The sequence below is a fragment of the Salinicola salarius genome (assembly GCF_002179555.1).
Classification (GTDB): domain Bacteria; phylum Pseudomonadota; class Gammaproteobacteria; order Pseudomonadales; family Halomonadaceae; genus Salinicola; species Salinicola salarius_A.
In genome coordinates this window covers 96,238-113,894 of record NZ_NHOU01000011.1, presented here as the reverse complement: position 1 = coordinate 113,894, position 17,657 = coordinate 96,238, and the positions used below count along the sequence as shown (strand labels likewise).

The 17,657-nt window shown below is 64.7% G+C and carries 17 protein-coding genes; 14 read left to right on the top strand and 3 right to left on the bottom strand.

Annotated elements, in window-relative coordinates; all coding sequences use genetic code 11:
• The first annotated feature begins 106 nt into the window (after nucleotides 1-106).
• The 5 genes from CCD76_RS10725 to CCD76_RS10705 all read left to right on the top strand — a co-directional run bounded on the left by CCD76_RS10725 (nucleotide 107) and on the right by CCD76_RS10705 (nucleotide 5,084).
• Entirely contained in the window at nucleotides 107-442 is a 336-nt protein-coding gene (locus CCD76_RS10725) for a PilZ domain-containing protein (protein WP_087719516.1), read from the top strand.
• A 54-nt stretch (nucleotides 443-496) separates the two neighbouring features.
• Nucleotides 497-1,303: a TatD family hydrolase gene (locus tag CCD76_RS10720; RefSeq protein WP_087719515.1), complete on the top strand. Its 807-nt coding sequence runs from the start codon at nucleotides 497-499 to the stop codon at nucleotides 1,301-1,303.
• Between the two features lie 56 nt (nucleotides 1,304-1,359).
• On the top strand, nucleotides 1,360-1,893 hold the full coding sequence (locus tag CCD76_RS10715) for a DUF1285 domain-containing protein (RefSeq protein ID WP_087719514.1): 534 nt from the start codon (nucleotides 1,360-1,362) through the stop codon (nucleotides 1,891-1,893).
• Nucleotides 1,890-4,142 (top strand): ATP-dependent helicase, encoded by a 2,253-nt coding sequence (locus CCD76_RS10710; protein WP_087719513.1) that lies wholly within the window; start codon nucleotides 1,890-1,892, stop codon nucleotides 4,140-4,142. Before CCD76_RS10715 ends, CCD76_RS10710 begins: the two co-directional genes overlap by 4 nt.
• A 114-nt stretch (nucleotides 4,143-4,256) precedes the next feature.
• Complete coding sequence (locus CCD76_RS10705) at nucleotides 4,257-5,084, top strand: sulfurtransferase (RefSeq protein ID WP_087719512.1); 828 nt, start codon at nucleotides 4,257-4,259, stop codon at nucleotides 5,082-5,084.
• A 151-nt stretch (nucleotides 5,085-5,235) separates the two neighbouring features.
• On the opposite strand, the gene CCD76_RS10700 is transcribed toward CCD76_RS10705, so the two are convergent.
• Complete coding sequence (locus CCD76_RS10700) at nucleotides 5,236-6,918, bottom strand: electron transfer flavoprotein-ubiquinone oxidoreductase (protein ID WP_087719523.1); 1,683 nt, start codon at nucleotides 6,916-6,918, stop codon at nucleotides 5,236-5,238.
• 406 nt (nucleotides 6,919-7,324) lie between these two features.
• On the opposite strand from CCD76_RS10700, the gene CCD76_RS10690 reads away from it, so the two are divergent.
• From CCD76_RS10690 to CCD76_RS10655, 8 genes are all read left to right on the top strand, one after another.
• Nucleotides 7,325-8,086, top strand: coding sequence for an electron transfer flavoprotein subunit beta/FixA family protein (locus CCD76_RS10690; protein WP_087719510.1), 762 nt, complete (start codon nucleotides 7,325-7,327; stop codon nucleotides 8,084-8,086).
• 14 nt (nucleotides 8,087-8,100) lie between these two features.
• Nucleotides 8,101-9,027: an electron transfer flavoprotein subunit alpha/FixB family protein gene (locus tag CCD76_RS10685; protein ID WP_087719509.1), complete on the top strand. Its 927-nt coding sequence runs from the start codon at nucleotides 8,101-8,103 to the stop codon at nucleotides 9,025-9,027.
• A gap of 232 nt (nucleotides 9,028-9,259) precedes the next feature.
• Nucleotides 9,260-10,099 (top strand): DUF3450 domain-containing protein, encoded by an 840-nt coding sequence (locus CCD76_RS10680; RefSeq protein WP_256961262.1) that lies wholly within the window; start codon nucleotides 9,260-9,262, stop codon nucleotides 10,097-10,099.
• A gap of 11 nt (nucleotides 10,100-10,110) precedes the next feature.
• On the top strand, nucleotides 10,111-11,517 hold the full coding sequence (locus CCD76_RS10675) for a MotA/TolQ/ExbB proton channel family protein (RefSeq protein ID WP_087719507.1): 1,407 nt from the start codon (nucleotides 10,111-10,113) through the stop codon (nucleotides 11,515-11,517).
• Nucleotides 11,501-12,034, top strand: coding sequence for a MotA/TolQ/ExbB proton channel family protein (locus tag CCD76_RS10670; protein WP_087719506.1), 534 nt, complete (start codon nucleotides 11,501-11,503; stop codon nucleotides 12,032-12,034). Before CCD76_RS10675 ends, CCD76_RS10670 begins: the two co-directional genes overlap by 17 nt.
• Nucleotides 12,027-12,434 (top strand): ExbD/TolR family protein, encoded by a 408-nt coding sequence (locus tag CCD76_RS10665; protein ID WP_087719505.1) that lies wholly within the window; start codon nucleotides 12,027-12,029, stop codon nucleotides 12,432-12,434. Before CCD76_RS10670 ends, CCD76_RS10665 begins: the two co-directional genes overlap by 8 nt.
• Entirely contained in the window at nucleotides 12,434-13,222 is a 789-nt protein-coding gene (locus CCD76_RS10660; RefSeq protein WP_087719504.1) for an energy transducer TonB, read from the top strand. The genes CCD76_RS10665 and CCD76_RS10660 overlap by 1 nt, the downstream gene beginning before the upstream one ends.
• Nucleotides 13,223-13,233: 11 nt before the next feature.
• On the top strand, nucleotides 13,234-14,439 hold the full coding sequence (locus CCD76_RS10655; RefSeq protein WP_087719503.1) for a hypothetical protein: 1,206 nt from the start codon (nucleotides 13,234-13,236) through the stop codon (nucleotides 14,437-14,439).
• A 421-nt stretch (nucleotides 14,440-14,860) separates the two neighbouring features.
• Here CCD76_RS10655 and xthA read toward each other — a convergent pair whose 3' ends face one another.
• Entirely contained in the window at nucleotides 14,861-15,679 is an 819-nt protein-coding gene (gene xthA, locus CCD76_RS10650; RefSeq protein WP_087719502.1) for an exodeoxyribonuclease III, read from the bottom strand.
• A complete protein-coding gene (locus CCD76_RS10645; RefSeq protein ID WP_087719501.1) occupies nucleotides 15,679-15,930 on the bottom strand; it encodes a hypothetical protein in 252 nt (83 codons plus the stop codon). Before CCD76_RS10645 ends, xthA begins: the two co-directional genes overlap by 1 nt.
• Nucleotides 15,931-16,302: 372 nt before the next feature.
• Here CCD76_RS10645 and rhlB point away from each other — a divergent pair, with 372 nt between their 5' ends.
• Nucleotides 16,303-17,592 carry an ATP-dependent RNA helicase RhlB gene (gene rhlB, locus CCD76_RS10640; RefSeq protein ID WP_087719500.1) on the top strand — a complete coding sequence of 430 codons (1,290 nt, stop codon included), beginning with the start codon at nucleotides 16,303-16,305 and terminating at the stop codon, nucleotides 17,590-17,592.
• The last annotated feature ends 65 nt before the right edge of the window (nucleotides 17,593-17,657 follow it).

Here is a 17,657-nt window from a genome sequence, read left to right as displayed (position 1 = left end):
TTTCGGGCCGGCCTCATGAATAAGCCGGGATTAGAAGACTTACTTTTTTATGGTGCGGTCGGTGTCATTATTGGTGGTCGCTTAGGCAATGGTAAAGGTGAAAGCAATGAGTGCCCAGAAGGCCCTATCATTGACCATCCGTGACGATGAGACGCTGCGTAGCGCCTATATGTCGTGGCTCAAGCATGGCGGACTGTTCGTGCCGACCGAGCTGGACTATCGGATTGGCCAGTCCGTCTATCTGCTGGTGACGCTGCCCGGCGAGAGCGAGCGCTTCCCCGTCGCCGGCAAGGTCGTATGGCTGACACCCACCGGCGCCGGGCAGCGCGTTGCCGGCATCGGAGTTCATTTCAGTGCCGACGATCGGGCGCTGCGTGAACGTATCGAGGCGCGGCTGGCATCTTCTCCCGGACAAGGCGGGTCGTTCAGTCATACCTTGTGATAGCGCTCTTGAATTACCGGGCGCAACGTTTGTCATTCTCTTTCTGGAATTCGCATGTTCGTCGATTCTCACTGTCATCTCGATCGCCTCGACCTGACGCCCTACGAGGGCGACCTCAACCTGGCCCTGGAGGCCGCACGTGCCCGCGGTGTCCATCGTTTCCTGGCGATTGCGACATCGTTGGAAGGGGCCCCGAACCTGGCGGAGATCGCGCGGCAGCATGACGATGTCGATATCAGCATCGGCTTGCATCCCTTGCATGAGGTGTCGGCGGAGCCGGACAGCGAAGCGATTCAGGCGTGCGCCGATCGTTACGGGGCGGTCGCCATCGGCGAAACCGGCCTCGATTTCCACTACGACAGCGTACCGCGGGACATTCAGCGGCAACGTTTCGTTGCGCACCTTCGCGCCGCTCGTGAGCTTGAGCTGCCGGTGGTGATCCATACTCGCGAGGCGCGCGACGAAACGCTGGACCTGATTCGCGAGCATGTCGATCCCAAGGTGGGCGGCGTGCTTCACTGCTTCACCGAGGATCTCGCCATGGCGCGGGAGGCGGTCAGGTCGGGTTTCTACATTTCGCTGTCGGGGATCGTCACCTTCGCCAGCGCTGGCGCCCTGCGCGAGGTCGCCCGGCAGGTGCCGCTGGACCGGCTGCTGATCGAGACCGATAGCCCGTTTCTCGCCCCCGTTCCCCATCGCGGCAAGCCCAACGAGCCGCAGTGGGTCGTCGAGGTCGCCGAGTGTATCGCCAGCGAACGAGGCATTACCGTCGATGAGGTGGCGATGCAGACCCGGGCCAACTTCTATCAGCTGTTTCCTGGTTGCGCGCCCGGCGGTCAGTCCGACAATCCATTCGTGTAGGCACGTTCACTGCATGGATGCCCCTCTGCGAGAGGGCATCGTCATACGGGGGCACGATGAAACTCGATACGTTGTTTCAACAGCTCGATGCGCAAGCCATTCCGCCGCTCGAACGATGGGATCCGTCTTTCTGCGGGGAGATGGATCTTCGCATCGCGGCCAACGGCGAGTGGATCCACGAAGGCACGCCGATCCGACGGCCGGCGCTGGTCAACTTGCTCAGCCGTGTGCTACGGCGGGAGGCCGACGGCGACTATTACCTGGTGACGCCGGGAGAGAAGCTGCGTATCGGCGTCGAGGATCTACCGCTATGGGTCACGGATGCCGATCAGGTCGGTGCCGACTGGGTCGCGGTGACTGCCTGCGGTGACCGCGTGTCGCTGGATGCGTCACACCGGCTGTCTTTGTTGGCGACGCCGGATGGCGATCTCTTGCCGGCGCTGCCCGTTCGTCATGGTTTGCAGGCGCGTCTGCATCGTAATCTCTACTACCGCTGGATCGAGCTCGCCGAGCAGCAGGGCAACGAGCTCGGGCTGTACAGTGGCGGGGCATGGCACCCGCTGGGCCGCCTCGACGACGGTGCGAGATGAACGAGCTGGTGAACGCGACGCTGCCCTTGGCTGCCACCGCCGACGGCCTGACCGAGGAGCAGCGCGCCGTGGTCGGCCATCGCGAAGGGCATGCGCGGGTCGCGGCGGTTGCCGGGGCCGGCAAGACCACGACCCTGGTCAGACGAGTGCTGCATCTGCTCGCCAACGGCGAAAACCCCCGCCGCATTCTGGTATTGATGTTCAACCGCGCGGCGCGGGACGACTTCCGGGCCAAGCTGGTACGGGAAGCGCCCGCCGATGTCGTCTTGCCCGAGGTGCGCACCTTTCATTCGATCGGTCACCGTCTGACCCAGAGCCTGACTCGCTGGGGCTATTTGCCGCCGCGTCAACTGCTGCAGGCCGACTGGCAGCGTGAGCGGCTGCTGCGTCAGGCGGTGATGCAGAGCCTGGAATCCGCCGATGGCGAGACCCGCGAGGCCGCGCTGGACGCGGACCGGCTCGAGGCGTTCGGCCAGTTCTGCGATCTGGTCAAGGCCGAAGTGGTGGCGCCCGCCGAACTCTTCGAACGGCTCGGCCATACCGACAGCGAACGCCACTTCATCGAGGCCTTCGACGTGGCGGAATCGCTGCTCGATGCCTCGGCTTCGATGACCTACGCGGACCTGCTCTATCGGCCGTTGCAGTGCCTGGAACGCCATGCGGAGGCGCGACGCCGGGTCGAGGGCTTTCTGGGCCACGTCATCGTCGACGAATATCAGGACATCAACGAAGCCCAACTGCGACTGCTCAAGATTCTGGCCGGTCATCAGGCGCAGGTCATGGCCGTCGGTGATGCCAACCAGTGTATCTACGAGTGGCGTGGCGCTCGACCCGACGCCATGCTGGCGCGCTTCGACGGCCTGTTCGGCCAGGCCAGCGAATATCCGCTCTCCTTCACCTTCCGCCACGGTCATGCCCTGGCATTGGCCGCCAATCACGCGATTCGCAACAATCGCCAGCGCTGGGATCAGCTCTGCCTGGCAGCGCCCGGCAACCCACTGACACGGCTGCGGACGGGCGTCGGCGCCGGTGCGTTGCTGGCGACGCTGCAGCGTTGGCACGCCGATGGCCGGCGTAGCGACGAAGCCTGCGTCCTGGTGCGCAGTTGGTCGCTGTCGGTCTCGGTACAGCTCCAGTTGCTGCGGGCCGGCGTACCGTTCCGGCTGGCACAGGAAGAGCGCTTCGTGCTTCGGCTGCCGCTGGTGCAGGCCTTGGCGGGCTATCTTCAACTGGCCCGTGAGCCACAACGGCTGCACGATCCCGGCCATCTGGCCCTGCTGTTCTCGCAGCCGACGACATTCGTCGCCCAGGAGCGCGTGCGTCGGCTGGTCGAGGAGCTCGCACGCACGCAGCAATGGCCGGCGCGCGAGGCCTCGGTCCTGACGGGGCTCAAGCCCGGGCAGCGCCGCCATCTCAAGCGGCGCTGGCAGCTCCTCTGCGAACTGCCCAAGCTATCCGCCTGGCCGCCGGCGAAGCTGCTCGAGCATGTCGTCGATGCCATCGATGCGGAGAAAGTCCTGCGTCGATCGGCAGCGCGGCGTGAGAAGGGGGACGACGACGTGCGCCTGCTCGACATGCTGATCGAGCAGGCCGGCGAGCTGGCCAACGATCCCGAGGCTTTCATCGAGCTTTTGCGCAACCCGGTGGAGAACCGTCCCGACGGCGTCTTGATCAGCACGGTGCACGGCGCCAAGGGGCTCGAGTGGCCGCTGGTGGCGGTATGGGGGCTCAATGAGGAGGATTTCCCCCATTACAGTCGCGACAATCCGCTGTCGCCTGAACGACTGGAAGAAGAGCGGCGACTTTACTATGTCGCCATCACGCGGGCGCGAGAACGGCTGCTGCTGGTTCAGGATGGCGGCGATCACCGGCCGAGCCGCTTTCTCGACGAGACGGCGGTGGAGGATTGCCGTCGGATCGACCAGGCGATTCAGGCGCGCAGCGAGGCCGCCGTGGCGGTTCGCGAGCCGGACATGGTCGGCGCCTACCTGCAGCGTGTCGGACTGGAGCACGTTGGGCGGGGTCTCGTGCCGCGAGCCAGAGAGGCGGAAACGCCTGCCGTGGAACGCGGGGCGGAATCCGGAGCGAGCTGGCAGGTTGGCGATCGAGTGCGGCACGCCAGCTTCGGCGACGGCGAGGTGCTGGTGGTCGAAGGCAACGAAGCCAATCCGGTCATCGACGTGCGTTTCGAGTCGGCCGGCCGACGTCGCCTGATCACGGCGCGGGCGCCCCTGACGAAACGGCATTGATCGGCCAGACTCTTTCAACCGACGATCTTTCTCGGCCAACGATTTTATTCAGCCAACAGCGACTTTGCTCGATCGACGACCTGTTTCGGCTGATAAAGCATCAAGGAGGCAATGATGAACGAATCCGTGCTCGTAACGGCAGAGGAGCTGCGGCAAAGCCTGGCTGGCGATCGCCCGCCGCTGGTGCTGGATTGTCGTGCCCGCCTGGACGCCGCCGCGGCAGGAAAGCGGCTTTGGCAGGAATCGCATATTCCTGGCAGTTACCACCTGGATATGGACCGCGATCTCTCGAGACCGCCCGGCGACGGTGGCCGCCACCCGCTGCCGTCTCATGAGGCCTTCGCGGCGACGATCCAGCGTCTCGGCATCGAGCCGCAACGCGCCGTGGTGGTTTATGACGATAGAGGTGGGCAGCTATCGGCAGCTCGCGCCTGGTGGATGCTGGCTTGCTGGGCGGGGCATCCCGACGTGCGGGTGCTCGATGGTGGCTTGCCCGCATGGCAGGCCGCTGGCGGCGAGCTGGCGACTGACGAGCCGGCACCGTCGTTGAGTAGTCAATGGCAGCCGGATTTCGACGATACGATGATCATCCCGGTACGAGATCTGCTGGAAGAAGGTGGCTTGCTGGTCGATGCCCGAGGCGAAGCTCGCTTTCGTGGCGACGAGGAACCTATCGATGCGGTGGCGGGACATATCCCCGGCGCAGTCTGTCGGCCCAGTAGTACCAATCTCGAGGCGGATGGGCGTTTCAAATCACCCCAGTGGCTGGCGGAAGAGTTGCCCGGGGGCGATAAGGTGACGGCATACTGCGGCTCCGGCATTTCGGCCTGTCACGATATCCTGGCCTATGCCGTGGCGGGTCTGCCGCTGCCGCGACTTTACGCGGGATCCTGGAGCGACTGGATTCGTGACCCGTCGAGGCCGATCGCGACCGGCGAGTAAGCCCGGGCTCGCCCGGAAGCTGCAAGTCATAAGCTTCAAGCTGGAAGAAAAAACCGCCCCAGGTGCTTGCCGTGGGGCGGTTTGCTTATGCTGTCTTCGAGCTTCGAGCTTCGAGCTTCGAGCTTCGAGCTTCGAGCTTCGAGCTTCGAGCTTACATATTGGGATAGTTGGGGCCGCCGCCGCCTTCGGGCGCTATCCAGGTGATGTTCTGGGAAGGATCCTTGATGTCGCAGGTCTTGCAGTGGATGCAGTTCTGGAAGTTGATCCGGAACTGCGGTTGTCCTTCTTCCTCGACCACTTCGTAGACGCCGACCGGGCAGTAGCGCTGCGCGGGCTCGGCGTATTCCGGCAGATTTCTGGCGATGGGAATGTCCGGATCGCTCAGTTTCAAATGGCAGGGCTGGTTCTCGTCGTGGTTGGTGTTCGACAGGAACACCGAGGACGGCTTGTCGAACGATAGCTTGCCATCGGGTTTGGGATAATCGATCGGCGTCGACTCCGTCGCCTTCTTCAACTGATGGTCCGGCGTGGTGTCGTGCTGCACCGGCAGCTTGCCGCCCAGCAACTGGTCGACGAAATTGAAGGCGCCGCCGCCCACGGTGCCGAACCGATGGATGGCCGGGCCGAAGCTGCGGCTGGCCTGCAGCTCCTGCCACGCCCAGCTCGACTCCCAGGCCTGGGTGAAGGCGGTAAGCTCCTGACCGCCCTCGTCGCCGGAAGCGATGGCCTCGAACACGCTCTCCGCCGCGACCAGCCCCGATTTCATCGCGGTGTGAATGCCCTTGATCTTGGCGAAATTGAGCGTGCCGGCGTCGCAGCCCAGCAGCAGGGCACCGGGCATGGTCATTCTGGGCAGGCAGTTGGCGCCCCCCTTGGTGATCGCGCGAGCGCCATAGGCGACACGTTTGCCGCCTTCGAGATGGCGTTTCAGCAGCGGATGGTGCTTCATGCGCTGGAATTCGTCGAACGGCGAGAGATAAGGGTTGCGGTACGCCAGATCGACGATCAGCCCTACCATCACCTGCTGATTGTCGCCGTGATAGAGAAACCAGCCGCCATGGCTGTCGCCGCCATGGTCCTTGTCATTCAGGGGCCAGCCGGAGCCGTGCAGCACCAGGCCGGGCTCATGCTGCTCGGCGGGCACGTCCCACAGCTCCTTGAAGCCGATGGCGTAATGCTGCGGGTCGCGGTTCGCATCGAGATCGAAGCGAGAGATCAGCTGCTTGCCGATATGGCCCCGTGCGCCTTCGCAGAACAGCGTGTACTTGGCGCGCAACTCCATGCCGGGCATATAGTTGGCAGTCTCGCTGCCATCGGCGGCCACGCCCATGTCGCCGGTGATGATGCCTCGCACGATCCCTTCGTCGTCGACGATCGCTTCCTGGGCGGCGAAGCCGGGAAAGATTTCGACACCGAGTTCTTCGGCCTGCTCGGCCAGCCAGCGGCAGAGGTTGCCGGCGCTGATGACGTAGTTTTTCGTGACGTGGCTTTTCGTGGCCTGGCTGTCGCTGCCATGACCGGTGTTGTGCATCGTCTTGGGTACCAGCGCGTTGGGCAGCTTCTGGGCCTTGTGGGCATCCTTCAGCAGATAGAGCTCGTCGCGCAGTACCGGCGTGTTCAACGGCGCGCCACGCTCGGCCCAGTCCGGGAACAGTTCCGACAGCGCGCGCGGTTCGAACACGGCACCGGAGAGAATGTGCGCGCCCACCTCCGAACCCTTCTCGACCACGCAGACGGAGAGCTCCCGTTCGGCCTCGTTCGCCTGCTGCATCAGGCGACACGCCGCCGACAGGCCGCTGGGGCCCGCTCCCACGATCACTACGTCGAAATCCATGGATTCACGTTCCAAACCCGATCTCCTCGCTTGCTGGCAGGATGCGTGCCGCCATGCCTGCCCGGTCCGTTCGTCGACGACTGATGGCCGCCGTTTTTTATAGCCTAACGTGAGTCAGCTGCCTGATGTTATGCCAACAGGCGCTTTTCTTATGCGAAGGTGCTGCTTCGGCAGCACCCCTTTGATGCGCTATCATCGCATTTTTCGCTCGTTCCTGTCCCGATGGCGCACCAAGCTGGGGCAGGAGGAGCGCCGAGTTGACCCGAGCTGGCGTCGGCGTGATTCTGTCTCCGCCGACGTTTTTGTTGCCCGGCATTCCGTCATGCTGACGATCGCCGATATTTCGATCGTCGATGCCGACCAACGCCTGCGGGGGTCGGTTTGTCACTAGTCTGCGAGGACACCCATGAAAGTACTCGTCGCGGTCAAACGCGTCATCGATTACAACGTCAAGATCCGGGTCAAGCCGGATCACTCCGACGTGGATCTGACCAACGTCAAGATGGCCATGAATCCCTTCTGTGAAATCGCGGTGGAAGAGGCCGTTCGTCTCAAGGAGAAGGGCGTCGCCACGGAGATCGTCGCCGTCACGGTCGGCCCCAAGGCCGCTCAGGAACAGCTTCGCACGGCGCTGGCGTTGGGTGCGGACCGCGCCATTCACATCGAGACCGACGAGCGCGTCGAGTCGCTGGCGGTGGCCAAGCTGCTCAAGGCCGTGGTCGATGAAGAGCAGCCCGACCTGGTCATTCTCGGCAAGCAGGCGATCGATACCGACAACAACCAGACCGGCCAAATGCTGGCGGCGCTGAGCGGTATGGGGCAGGGCACCTTCGCCTCGGAGGTCGCCTTCGGCGATGGCGTCGAAGACGGCTACGTGCGCGTCACCCGCGAGATCGATGGCGGCCTGCAGAGCGTCGCGCTCAAGCTGCCCGCGGTGGTGACCACCGATCTGCGCCTGAACGAACCGCGCTACGCCAAGCTGCCGGACATCATGAAAGCCAAGAAGAAGCCGCTGGACAGCCGGACGCCGGAAGCCCTCGGCGTGGCCGTCTCCAGCGGGCTTGAGCTGCTCAAGGTCGAGACGCCGGCCGAGCGCAAGGGCGGTGTCAAGGTAGGCTCCGTGGACGAGCTGATCGATAAACTCAAGAACGAAGCCAAAGTGCTGTGAAAGGAGCTGATCGCATGAGTATTCTGGTTCTGGCCGAACACCATGAAGGGCGTCTCTCCGCCGGCACGGCTCATGTCGTCGGTGCCGCCCGAGCCATTGGTGGCGATATCGACATCCTGGTAGCCGGCGAGCATGTGGCGGCCATCGCCGAAGCGGCCGCCAAGCTCGATGGCGTCTCCCGCGTGCGAGTGGCCGACGATGCGGCGTACGCGCATCAGCTGGCCGAGCCGCTGGCGGATCTACTGGTCCAGTTGGCCGGCGACTACAGCCACGTGCTCGCCGCGGCATCGACCGATGGCAAGAACGTGCTGCCGCGGGTTGCGGCGCTCAAGGACGTCTCCCAGATCTCCGAGATCCTGAGCGTCGAGAGCGCCGATACCTTCAAGCGTCCGATCTATGCCGGCAACGCCATCGCCACGGTGCAGTCCAGCGATCCGCTCAAGGTGATCACCGTGCGCACGACGGCGTTCGACCCGGTGAGCGAAGGCGGAGCCGCGACCATCGAGCCCGTGGATGCCGTCGTCTCCAACGCGCTGTCGCGCTTCATCGGCGAAGAGCTCGCGCAAAACGAGCGCCCGGAGCTGGGTGGCGCTCGCGTGGTCATCTCCGGTGGCCGAGGCATGGGCAACGGCGACAACTTCAAGCTGCTCGACGGCATTGCCGACAAGCTCGGCGCCGCCATCGGGGCTTCTCGTGCCGCGGTCGACGCGGGTTTCGTGCCCAACGACATGCAGGTCGGGCAGACCGGCAAGATCGTCGCTCCCGAGCTTTATATCGCCGTCGGCATCAGCGGCGCGATCCAGCACCTGGCGGGCATGAAGGACTCCAAGGTGATCGTGGCGATCAACAAGGACGACGAAGCGCCGATCTTCCAGGTGGCCGATTACGGCCTCGTCGGGGATCTGTTCGAGATTCTGCCCGAGCTGGAGCAGAAGCTGTAGACGACTCGCCTACGCGATTCGCGATCCAGAAAGCCGGTACCTGCGGGTACCGGTTTTTTTGTGCCTCGCCGTTCAGCGGATGTCGCGGGCTGTCACTGGAGCGCCAGGTTATACGGATTGATAATTGTTCTTGTTTGTATTAGCGTATCGCGTCGAATTCAGCTTCGTTACACCGCTGGTTAGCGGTGCTTGTCACCAGCTTGTTGTCACGGCTCATACGCAAGGAGATAGCGTGGTGCATCATTCCCCGCGGAAACGAGGAAGCGCACGCCTGTTGGCGTCCTTTCTCGCCGCCATGAGCTTGGGCGTTGCCAGCACGGCGCCGGCCCAGGACTCGCTCAGCCAGGCCAGCATCGAGGCCCAGCAGACCCAGGCCGAACTTCAAAGCCGTATCGACAACGCCGACGACGCCACGCGGGAAGCGCTGCAGCGCCTGCGCCAGGCCAGCCAGCAGGCCGACCGGCTCGAGAGCTACAACGCCGAGCTGGCACCAATCGTCGACAACCAGGCCAAGCGCATCGCTTCCGAGCAGCAGGCGTTGACGCAGATCTCCGTGACCCGCGAGGGACTGCCGGGGGAGATGCGCGAGATGGTCGAGCAACTGCGCGCGATGATCGAAGCGGACATGCCGTTCCTGCGCGACGAGCGTCTGGCCCGCGTCGACGACCTGGAACAGATGCTGGCCCGCGATGATGCCTCGCAGGCCGACAAGCTGCAGCGAATCTTTTCCGCCTGGCGTACCGAGCTCGCCTACGGGCGGGAAATGGACCAGTGGAGCGGCCCGCTCGAAGGCGCGCAATCCGACGCGGCGAGTCAGGGTAGCCAGCTCGCGCGGGAAGTCGACTATCTACGGGTCGGGAGAACGGGCTGGTACTACGTCACGCCCGACGATCGCGCCGGCGGTGTCTGGAGCATCGCCAACGGCGAGTGGGAAGCGTTGGACGGCGATCAGATCGACGAGGTCCGTCGCGGCATTCGCATCGCACAGGATCAGAGCGCGCCGGCCTTGTTGCACCTGCCGGCATCGCTGGTCGTCGAAGACGGACAGTCAGCGACGGAGGGGCAGTCATGAGACGGACAGTCATGAAGCGTCATGCATGGTGGTCAGCGCTCTCTTTCGTGGCGATGACGCTATTGCCCATCGTCGCCAGTGCTCAGTCCGGCGACGCGTCGGGTAGCGGATCGCACTCGATGCAGCAGGTGCTAGAGACGTTCCGGGCCGACAGCCAGGCCGCGGAACAGCGCGATACCCAGCGGCTGGAGACATTGCTGGATGACCGTGAGGCGTTGCAGCAGGCGGTCGCCGATGCCGAGCAGCGGCTGCAGGACGCCCAGGGCAGGCGCGACCAGCTGGAATCGCGCCAGACGGACCAGCAGCAACAATTGGCGGCGCTACAGCAGCAGCGCACGGAAGAGGCCGGCGATATCGGTGATATCTCCGGAATCGTCAAGCAGCAGGCCAGCGAGCTTCGGGATGCGCTGGGCGAGAGCTGGCTGACCGTCGGCGGTGATGCGCAGTTGCCTCCGCGGCTCGACGATCGCGGCCTGATCGACCTGCAGACGCTGGATCGGGTGCGCCAGGATCTGGCGGGCCTGATCGCGGAAAGCGGCCGAGGCGTGCGGTTCCAGGCGCCGGTTGCCGGGCCGGACGGCGATGTCGCCCAGCGCCCCGTGGTCCGTCTGGGGGATATCGTCGCCTTCAGCGACGGCGATCTGCTGCAGCGAATCGGCGACGACGGTCGTCTTTCCGTCGTGGCGGCAACGCCGGGCGATGCTCGCCAGGCCTTGCAGGCTTTCCAGCAGGGCGAGGGCAACCAGATCGTGGTCGATCCCACCGACGGCGACGTGCTGGACGCGCTCGCCCAGCAGCCGAGCCTGTGGGAGCGGTTCCAGCAGGGCGGCTACGTCGGTTACGTGATCGTCGCGCTGGGGATCATCGGGCTGCTGGTGGCGCTGATACAGTATGTCTACCTGCTTCGGGTCAGCGGGCGCATGCGTCGGCAGATGCGGGCGCCGGAGTCCCTCAGCGACGACAACCCGCTGGGGCGCGTACTTCAGCGCTTCGCTGCGCTGGGCCGCGACCACGCGCCGGAAGCGCTGGAGGCTCGGCTCGACGAGGCGCTGCTGGCAGAGCAGCCGCGGCTGGAGCGGGGCCAGCCGGTCGTCAAGCTGATCGCTGCCGTCGCGCCCTTGCTGGGGCTGCTGGGCACGGTGACCGGGATGATCGTCACCTTCCAGTCGATCACCGTGTTCGGCACCGGCGATCCCCAACTGATGGCCGGCGGCATCAGCCAGGCGCTGGTGACCACCGTGCTGGGTCTGATCACCGCCGTGCCGCTGCTGTTCGTCAATACCGCCCTGAGCAGCCGCAGCCGACGATTGATCGGTCTGCTGGAAGGGCGCGCCAGCGCGGTGCTCGCCGAGCATCTCGAGGCCGAAACGGCCGCTGTCGCCCATGCCGAGGAGCGCAGCCATGGTGTCCGCGCTTGAGCCGATCCGCTGGCTGATCGGCGCTGGCGGCGAGGTGCTGGTGGTGATCATGCTGGTGGCGATGGCGCTGTTCGCGATGTCGCTGGAGCGGCTGTTCTACTGGCAGTTCACTCATCGACGTGCCCGGCGTGTGCTGATCGAGGCGTGGATTCAGCGTCGCGATCACTCGAGCTGGAGCGCGCTGACCCTGCGCGAAGTGTGGACGAGCGAACTGATCGCCCGGTTACGCCTGCCGTTGCCATGGCTCAAGCTGCTGATCGCGGTCTGCCCGCTGCTCGGGCTGCTGGGGACGGTGACGGGCATGATCCAGGTATTCGACAGCCTGGCTCTCACCGAGAGCAACCAGGCCCGCGCGATGGCCGACGGCGTCGCCCAGGCCACGCTGCCCACGCTGTGCGGCATGGCCGTTGCCGTGGTCGGCCTGCTTTTCGTCACTCGTCTGGAACAGATCATTCGGCGCGAGGATCAGCGGTTGCATGACCGCATGGCCCGCGCCGTGGAGGACTCTCATGCGTAGGCGCCGCTTGCGGGAAGCCAGTGACGATTCGACCGGCATCGATCTGACGCCGATGCTGGATGTCGTTTTCATCATGCTGATCTTCTTCATCGTCACCACCAGCTTCATCAAGGAGAGTGGCGTCGAGATCCAGCGGCCCGAGTCGAGCGAGGCCACGGCGCGCCAGGATACCCAGGTGCTCGTCGCCATCACCGGCGAAGGCGCGGTCTGGGTCGACGGCGAAGCGGTGGATGCCCATCGCGTCGGCGCTCGTGTCGCGGAGCTGGTCTCCGGTGATGGCAGCGTCGTGGTGCAGGCCGACAAGAACTCGACGACGGGCTTGCTGATCGAGGTCATGGATCGCATCCACCAGGCGGGTGTCGATAACGTCGCCGTGGCCGCCAACCGGGATGCCGGCTGATGCGTAGAGTGGCAGGCCTGGTCGGCGGCGCGCTGCTGGCGCTGCTGCTGTTCTATCTGTTGGCGCTGCTGGTGGCTCCGCCGGAACCGGATCGCACCCAGATCGTGACGCCGACGGCGATCTCGATGGTCGACGCGCCGGAGCAGGAACAGGCGCAACCGACGCCAACGTCGCCGGCATTGCCGACGCCGCCGAGCGCGCCGCCGCCACCTCCTGCGGCGGCACCCGTACCTGCGGCAGAGGCGCCGAGCCCGGTGGAGATTCCGGAGCCGCAAACGCCGCCCATGGAGGCGCCGGACGTGACGCTGGACGAATCGCTGCCCGAACTGAGCGAGGCGCGGCCGGAGCCAGAGCCGCGTCCACAACCGCAACCCGAGGCTCAGCCGGAACCCCAGCCGGAACCCCAGCCGACGCAGGAAGCCGTGGCGGATGCGGCGCCTCAGTCCGAAGCCGAGCCCGGCCCGCCGCAGCCCGAACCCGCACCGCAGCAACCGCCGCGAGGAACGCAGGCATCGCCGCGCGATGTCGGCCAGCTACAACCTGCCAGCCGGGTCAATCCATCCTATCCGATGCGCGCGCGCCGGCGTGGCCTGGAAGGTTACGTGGAGGTGAGTTTCATCATTCAGCCTGACGGCCGGGTCGATACCGACAGTTTGCGAGTGATCGACGCCGATCCCGCCAACGTGTTCGACCGTGCCGTCGAGGAAGCGGTATCACGGTGGCGATTCCCGCCGGCCGATGACGTTCGGCGGGCCACCCAGCGCATTCAGTTCCAGTTGGAGGGCTGATCGTGAGTTCAATGACGGTTCGTCGTCTGGGCAAGCGCTGTCTGTCGCTGGCGCTGGTGGGCCTGATCGGTTGCGGCGGTATCTCGCTGGCCCGGGCCGAGGGTCCGGCGCTGCGCGCGGACATGATCCAGGCGCTGCAGTCGATGCAGTCGCAGCTCGAGTCCGGCGACGACGCGGCGGTGGCTTCGCGTGCTGCCGAGTCGGCCTCGCGCCTCGAAGGCGGCAATGCGGCCGACCGCTGGGCGCGCGCCCTGTTTTTGCAGCTGGCGGCGTCGGCCAATGCCCGTCAGGGCCACGATATCCAGGCCGCGGAGCAGTTGGCCGAGGCTCGGCGCATCGACGATGCCCCTGACGCACGCCGTCTCTCTTGGCTGCATCAGGAAGCACGATTGCGCTTGAGTGGCGGCCAGACACGACAGGGCGCGGATCTGCTGACTCGCTGGGTCGAGCGCAGTGGCGGAGACGAGGCTTCGCGCTGGCTGCTGGTCCAGGCGTGGGCATCGCTCGAGGAGTGGTCGGCCGCGGCCAACTCGCTCGATCGGCTAAGAGCGTCCGGCACCGAGGGCTGGAGCCAGTCCCGACGGCAGCTGGCGAGTACGGTCTACCAGCAGGCGGGACGCTTCGACGACGCGCTGACGCTGCTGGGCGACGACGCGAGCTCGCCGGACGTGTGGCGCCGGGCCGCGGTGCTTGCCCAGCAAGCCGGGGATGACGGTCGTGCCGCCGCGATCTGGGAAAGCGGCTGGCGCCGAGGTGTGCTGACGTCGGATGAAGATCTGTTGCGGCTGGTCAAACTGCACATCGTCGGAGGAACGCCGGCGCGTGCCGCCGAGCATCTGGAAAACTGGCTGGATAGCGGTCGGCTGGATTCCAGCAGCACCAATCTGCGCCTGATCGCCCAAGCCTGGACGGCCGCTCGCGATCATGAAAACGCGCTGTCGGCCTGGCAGACGCTGGCCGAAAAGAGTGGTCGGGCAGAGGATTGGCAGCAGTTGGCCGAACTCGCTTACGGTTGGGGCGAGTGGCAGACGACACGAGACGCGCTTTCCCGTCTGCGTGAGGCAGGCGGCGAGATTTCCGGACGGGACTGGTTGTTGCAGGGCGTCGCCTCGCTGCAGCTCGGCGATCGGAAGGCGGCCCGCAATGCCTTCCAGCAGGCCCGGGCAGCGGGCATCGAGCAGGCGCAGCAGTGGCTGGATTCGCTGGGATCGGCGTAGCGGTGGTTCGCTCACGCGCTGGTCGGTTTTGGTAAGGTGGCGAATTGTGGCGTGAGCCGTTCTCCACTGACCATCACCAGTGGTCCTTGTCAGCATTTTTGTTTGTTGGTCAATAAAGCCGGGACACTGGGATTTGCCGCCGAATGACGCCTTCCAGACGGCGCTAAACGACGGTCGCCCGTGCCGGGTCTGGCGTCATGGATGACGCCAGAGGCGCGTAGGGCAGGGATGCCCTTTCGCGCCGACCCGAGCGCGGGCGATTGGCGTTTAGGGTTTCGCCGTCTGTGGCGTCAAAAAGGGGAGCGCGAGGGGCTTGCCCCTCGCATTAACGAGCAGAAGGAAAGTTGATGCTCGGTCAGTGGTAAGTTCGTCCTGCTTGAACCTGTCGCCATAGTGAACTTGTCGCCATAGGAAACGAAACTCACGCTAGCTCGAATTCACTCCACACCGGGGCGTGGTCGGATGGCCGTTCCATGGCGCGCAGGTCATAGTCGATACCCGAGCGACGCGTGGCGCGGGCCAGCGGTTCGGTGACCAGGATGTAATCGATACGCAGGCCACGCTTGGGCTCGCGATCGAAACCCTTGGAGCGATAGTCGAACCAGCTGAAATAGTCGCTGCTGTCCGGGTGGCACAGTCGATAGCTGTCCTTGAGCCCCCACGCCTTGAGGCGCTCCAGCCATTCGCGTTCCTCGGGCTGGAAGCTGGTCTTGCCTTCGCGCAGCCAGCGCTTGCGATTGTCCTCGCCGATGCCGATGTCGATATCCGTCGGGGAGATATTGAAGTCGCCCATGATCGCGACGCGCTCCGAAGGCTGGTGCTGCGTTTCGAGAAGCGCGTTGAGACCGGCGTAGAACGCCCGCTTGTTGGGGTACTTGGTAGGGTGAGCAATGTTCTCGCCCTGGGGAAAGTAACCGTTCCACACCGTCAGCGGCTTGCCATCATCCATATCGAGCGTCACCCCGATCAGGCGGCGCTGCGCCTCCTCGCCATCGTCGGGCAACCCATAATGAACGGATGTCGGTGCTGCCCGTGTCAGCATCGCGACACCGTAATGGCCTTTCTGGCCATGAAAGTGAACGTGATAGCCCATGGCTTCCACCGCTTCGCGGGGAAATTCGCTGTCCTGGACCTTGGTCTCCTGCAGGCCGATGACGTCCGGCGCGTGGGTCTCGATCAGTGCCTCGAGCTGGTGCAGACGAGCGCGGATGCCGTTGATATTGAAAGAGACGAGTCGCATCAATCGGAGCCCTCATGCTTCGAGGCGTCGCCATCGGTGCTGGCGGAATGCAGCGGCAGCGGCGGGGCGCTCTGACGCTGGCGCTTGCGCTCGGCCTGCAGTTTTCGCTGCTGGGTCTTCTTGTCGACGTAACGACGCGATGGAGCGACTTCATCGGGATTGTCATGGCGCCAGCGGCGATAGTCCTTGCGCTTGCCGGTACGGATCGTCACCTTGTCGGCCAGCGACCGGGTCTTTTTTCTGCGAGTCATGCGCGCAACCTGTCAGTATTCAGCGGGAAATCCAGCGATATAGCGATATGGGCATCGGCATTGGAAACTCTCGACCGCCAAGGCGGTGTTCCCGGAGCCAACGATAGCCCACATTCTAACAGGGGAAGGGGGCTCTGCCATCGGCTAGCCGCGACGTTGGACCACTGGGCTCGCGACGTTAGCAGGCCAGAACTGGTACAATGTGTTCGGCTCGCGCCGGGCCTGGCCCCGGCGAAGTCGATCATCGTCGCGTCGAGGGTTCGTCCTTGAAGGCGTGAATGCCGGCCCGCCGCGCCGTAGATGGCGCCGCCGAGCAGGACGCCAGCCGTCGCGAGTCAAACCGTCAATCGATTTCGGACATTCGTCATAACTATGAGTGAGTCTGACAACACCCAGCCCCCGGCACAGAACCGCAGACCCAAGCGGCGTCGGCGCAAGCCACGTAAATCGCAGTCGCGGAACACTTCCAACTGGTCGCTGAAACAGTTTCAGGTCGAGCCCGTTGCCGGACGCTGGCGGTTTCATGATTTCGACCTGCCGACATCATTGATGCGCGCGATCCAGGCAGAAGGTTTCGAATACTGCACGCCGATCCAGGCCGAAGCGCTGAAGCATACGTTGCTCGGCGGCGACGTGGTCGGCAAGGCACAGACCGGCACCGGCAAGACTGCGGCTTTCCTGATCTCGATGCTGGCCTATTTCCTGGAAGAAGAAGCGCCGGATGGCCAGAAGCCGGGAACGCCGCGGGCGCTGATCATCGCGCCTACCCGCGAACTGGCGCTGCAGATCGAGAAGGACGCCAAGGCGCTGGCCCGCTTCACGTCACTGCATGTGGCAAGCGTCGTCGGCGGCATGGACTACCAGAAGCAGCGGGATCAGCTGAGCAAGAACCTGGACGTTCTGGTGGCCACGCCGGGGCGTCTGCTCGATTTCCAGCAGAAGCGCGACATCGATCTCTCCCAGGTCGAGGTGCTGGTGCTGGACGAAGCCGATCGTATGCTGTCGATGGGCTTCATTCCGGACGTCAAGCGCATCATCCGCTATACGCCCAAGCGCGAGGAGCGCCAGACCTTCCTGTTCTCGGCGACCTTCACGCCGGATATCCTCAACCTCTCCGAGCAGTGGACCCAGAATCCGGCCTACGTCGAGATCGAGGTGACCACCGACAACGCGGCCAATATCGACCAGCGGGTCTATCTGGTCAGCGACAGCGAGAAGCGCAAGCTGCTGTTCAACCTGGTCAGCCAGGAAGCGATGGAGCGGGTGATCGTGTTCGGCAACCGTCGTGATCTGGTGCGTGAACTGGATCAGATGCTGCGCGACCAGGGCGTCAACGCGGCAATGCTCTCGGGTGACGTGCCGCAGAGCCAGCGAATCAAGACGCTGGAGCGTTTCCGGGAAGGCGAAGTGACCGTGCTGGTGGCGACCGATGTTGCCGGTCGTGGCATCCATATCGAGGATGTCAGCCACGTCATCAACTTCACGCTGCCGGAAGATCCTGAAGACTACGTCCATCGTATCGGGCGGACCGGCCGTGCGGGCGCGAAGGGTGTGTCGATCAGTTTCGTCGGCGAAGAGGATGCCTTCTCGCTGCCGGAGATCGAGAACTACATCAACGGCAAGCTGCCCTGCGAGCATCCGCCCGAGTCCATGATGTCGTGAGCCGATGCTTTCCTGAGCGGCTGACATCGTCAACGGTTCGGCTCTCTCGATCGTCCACCGTCGGT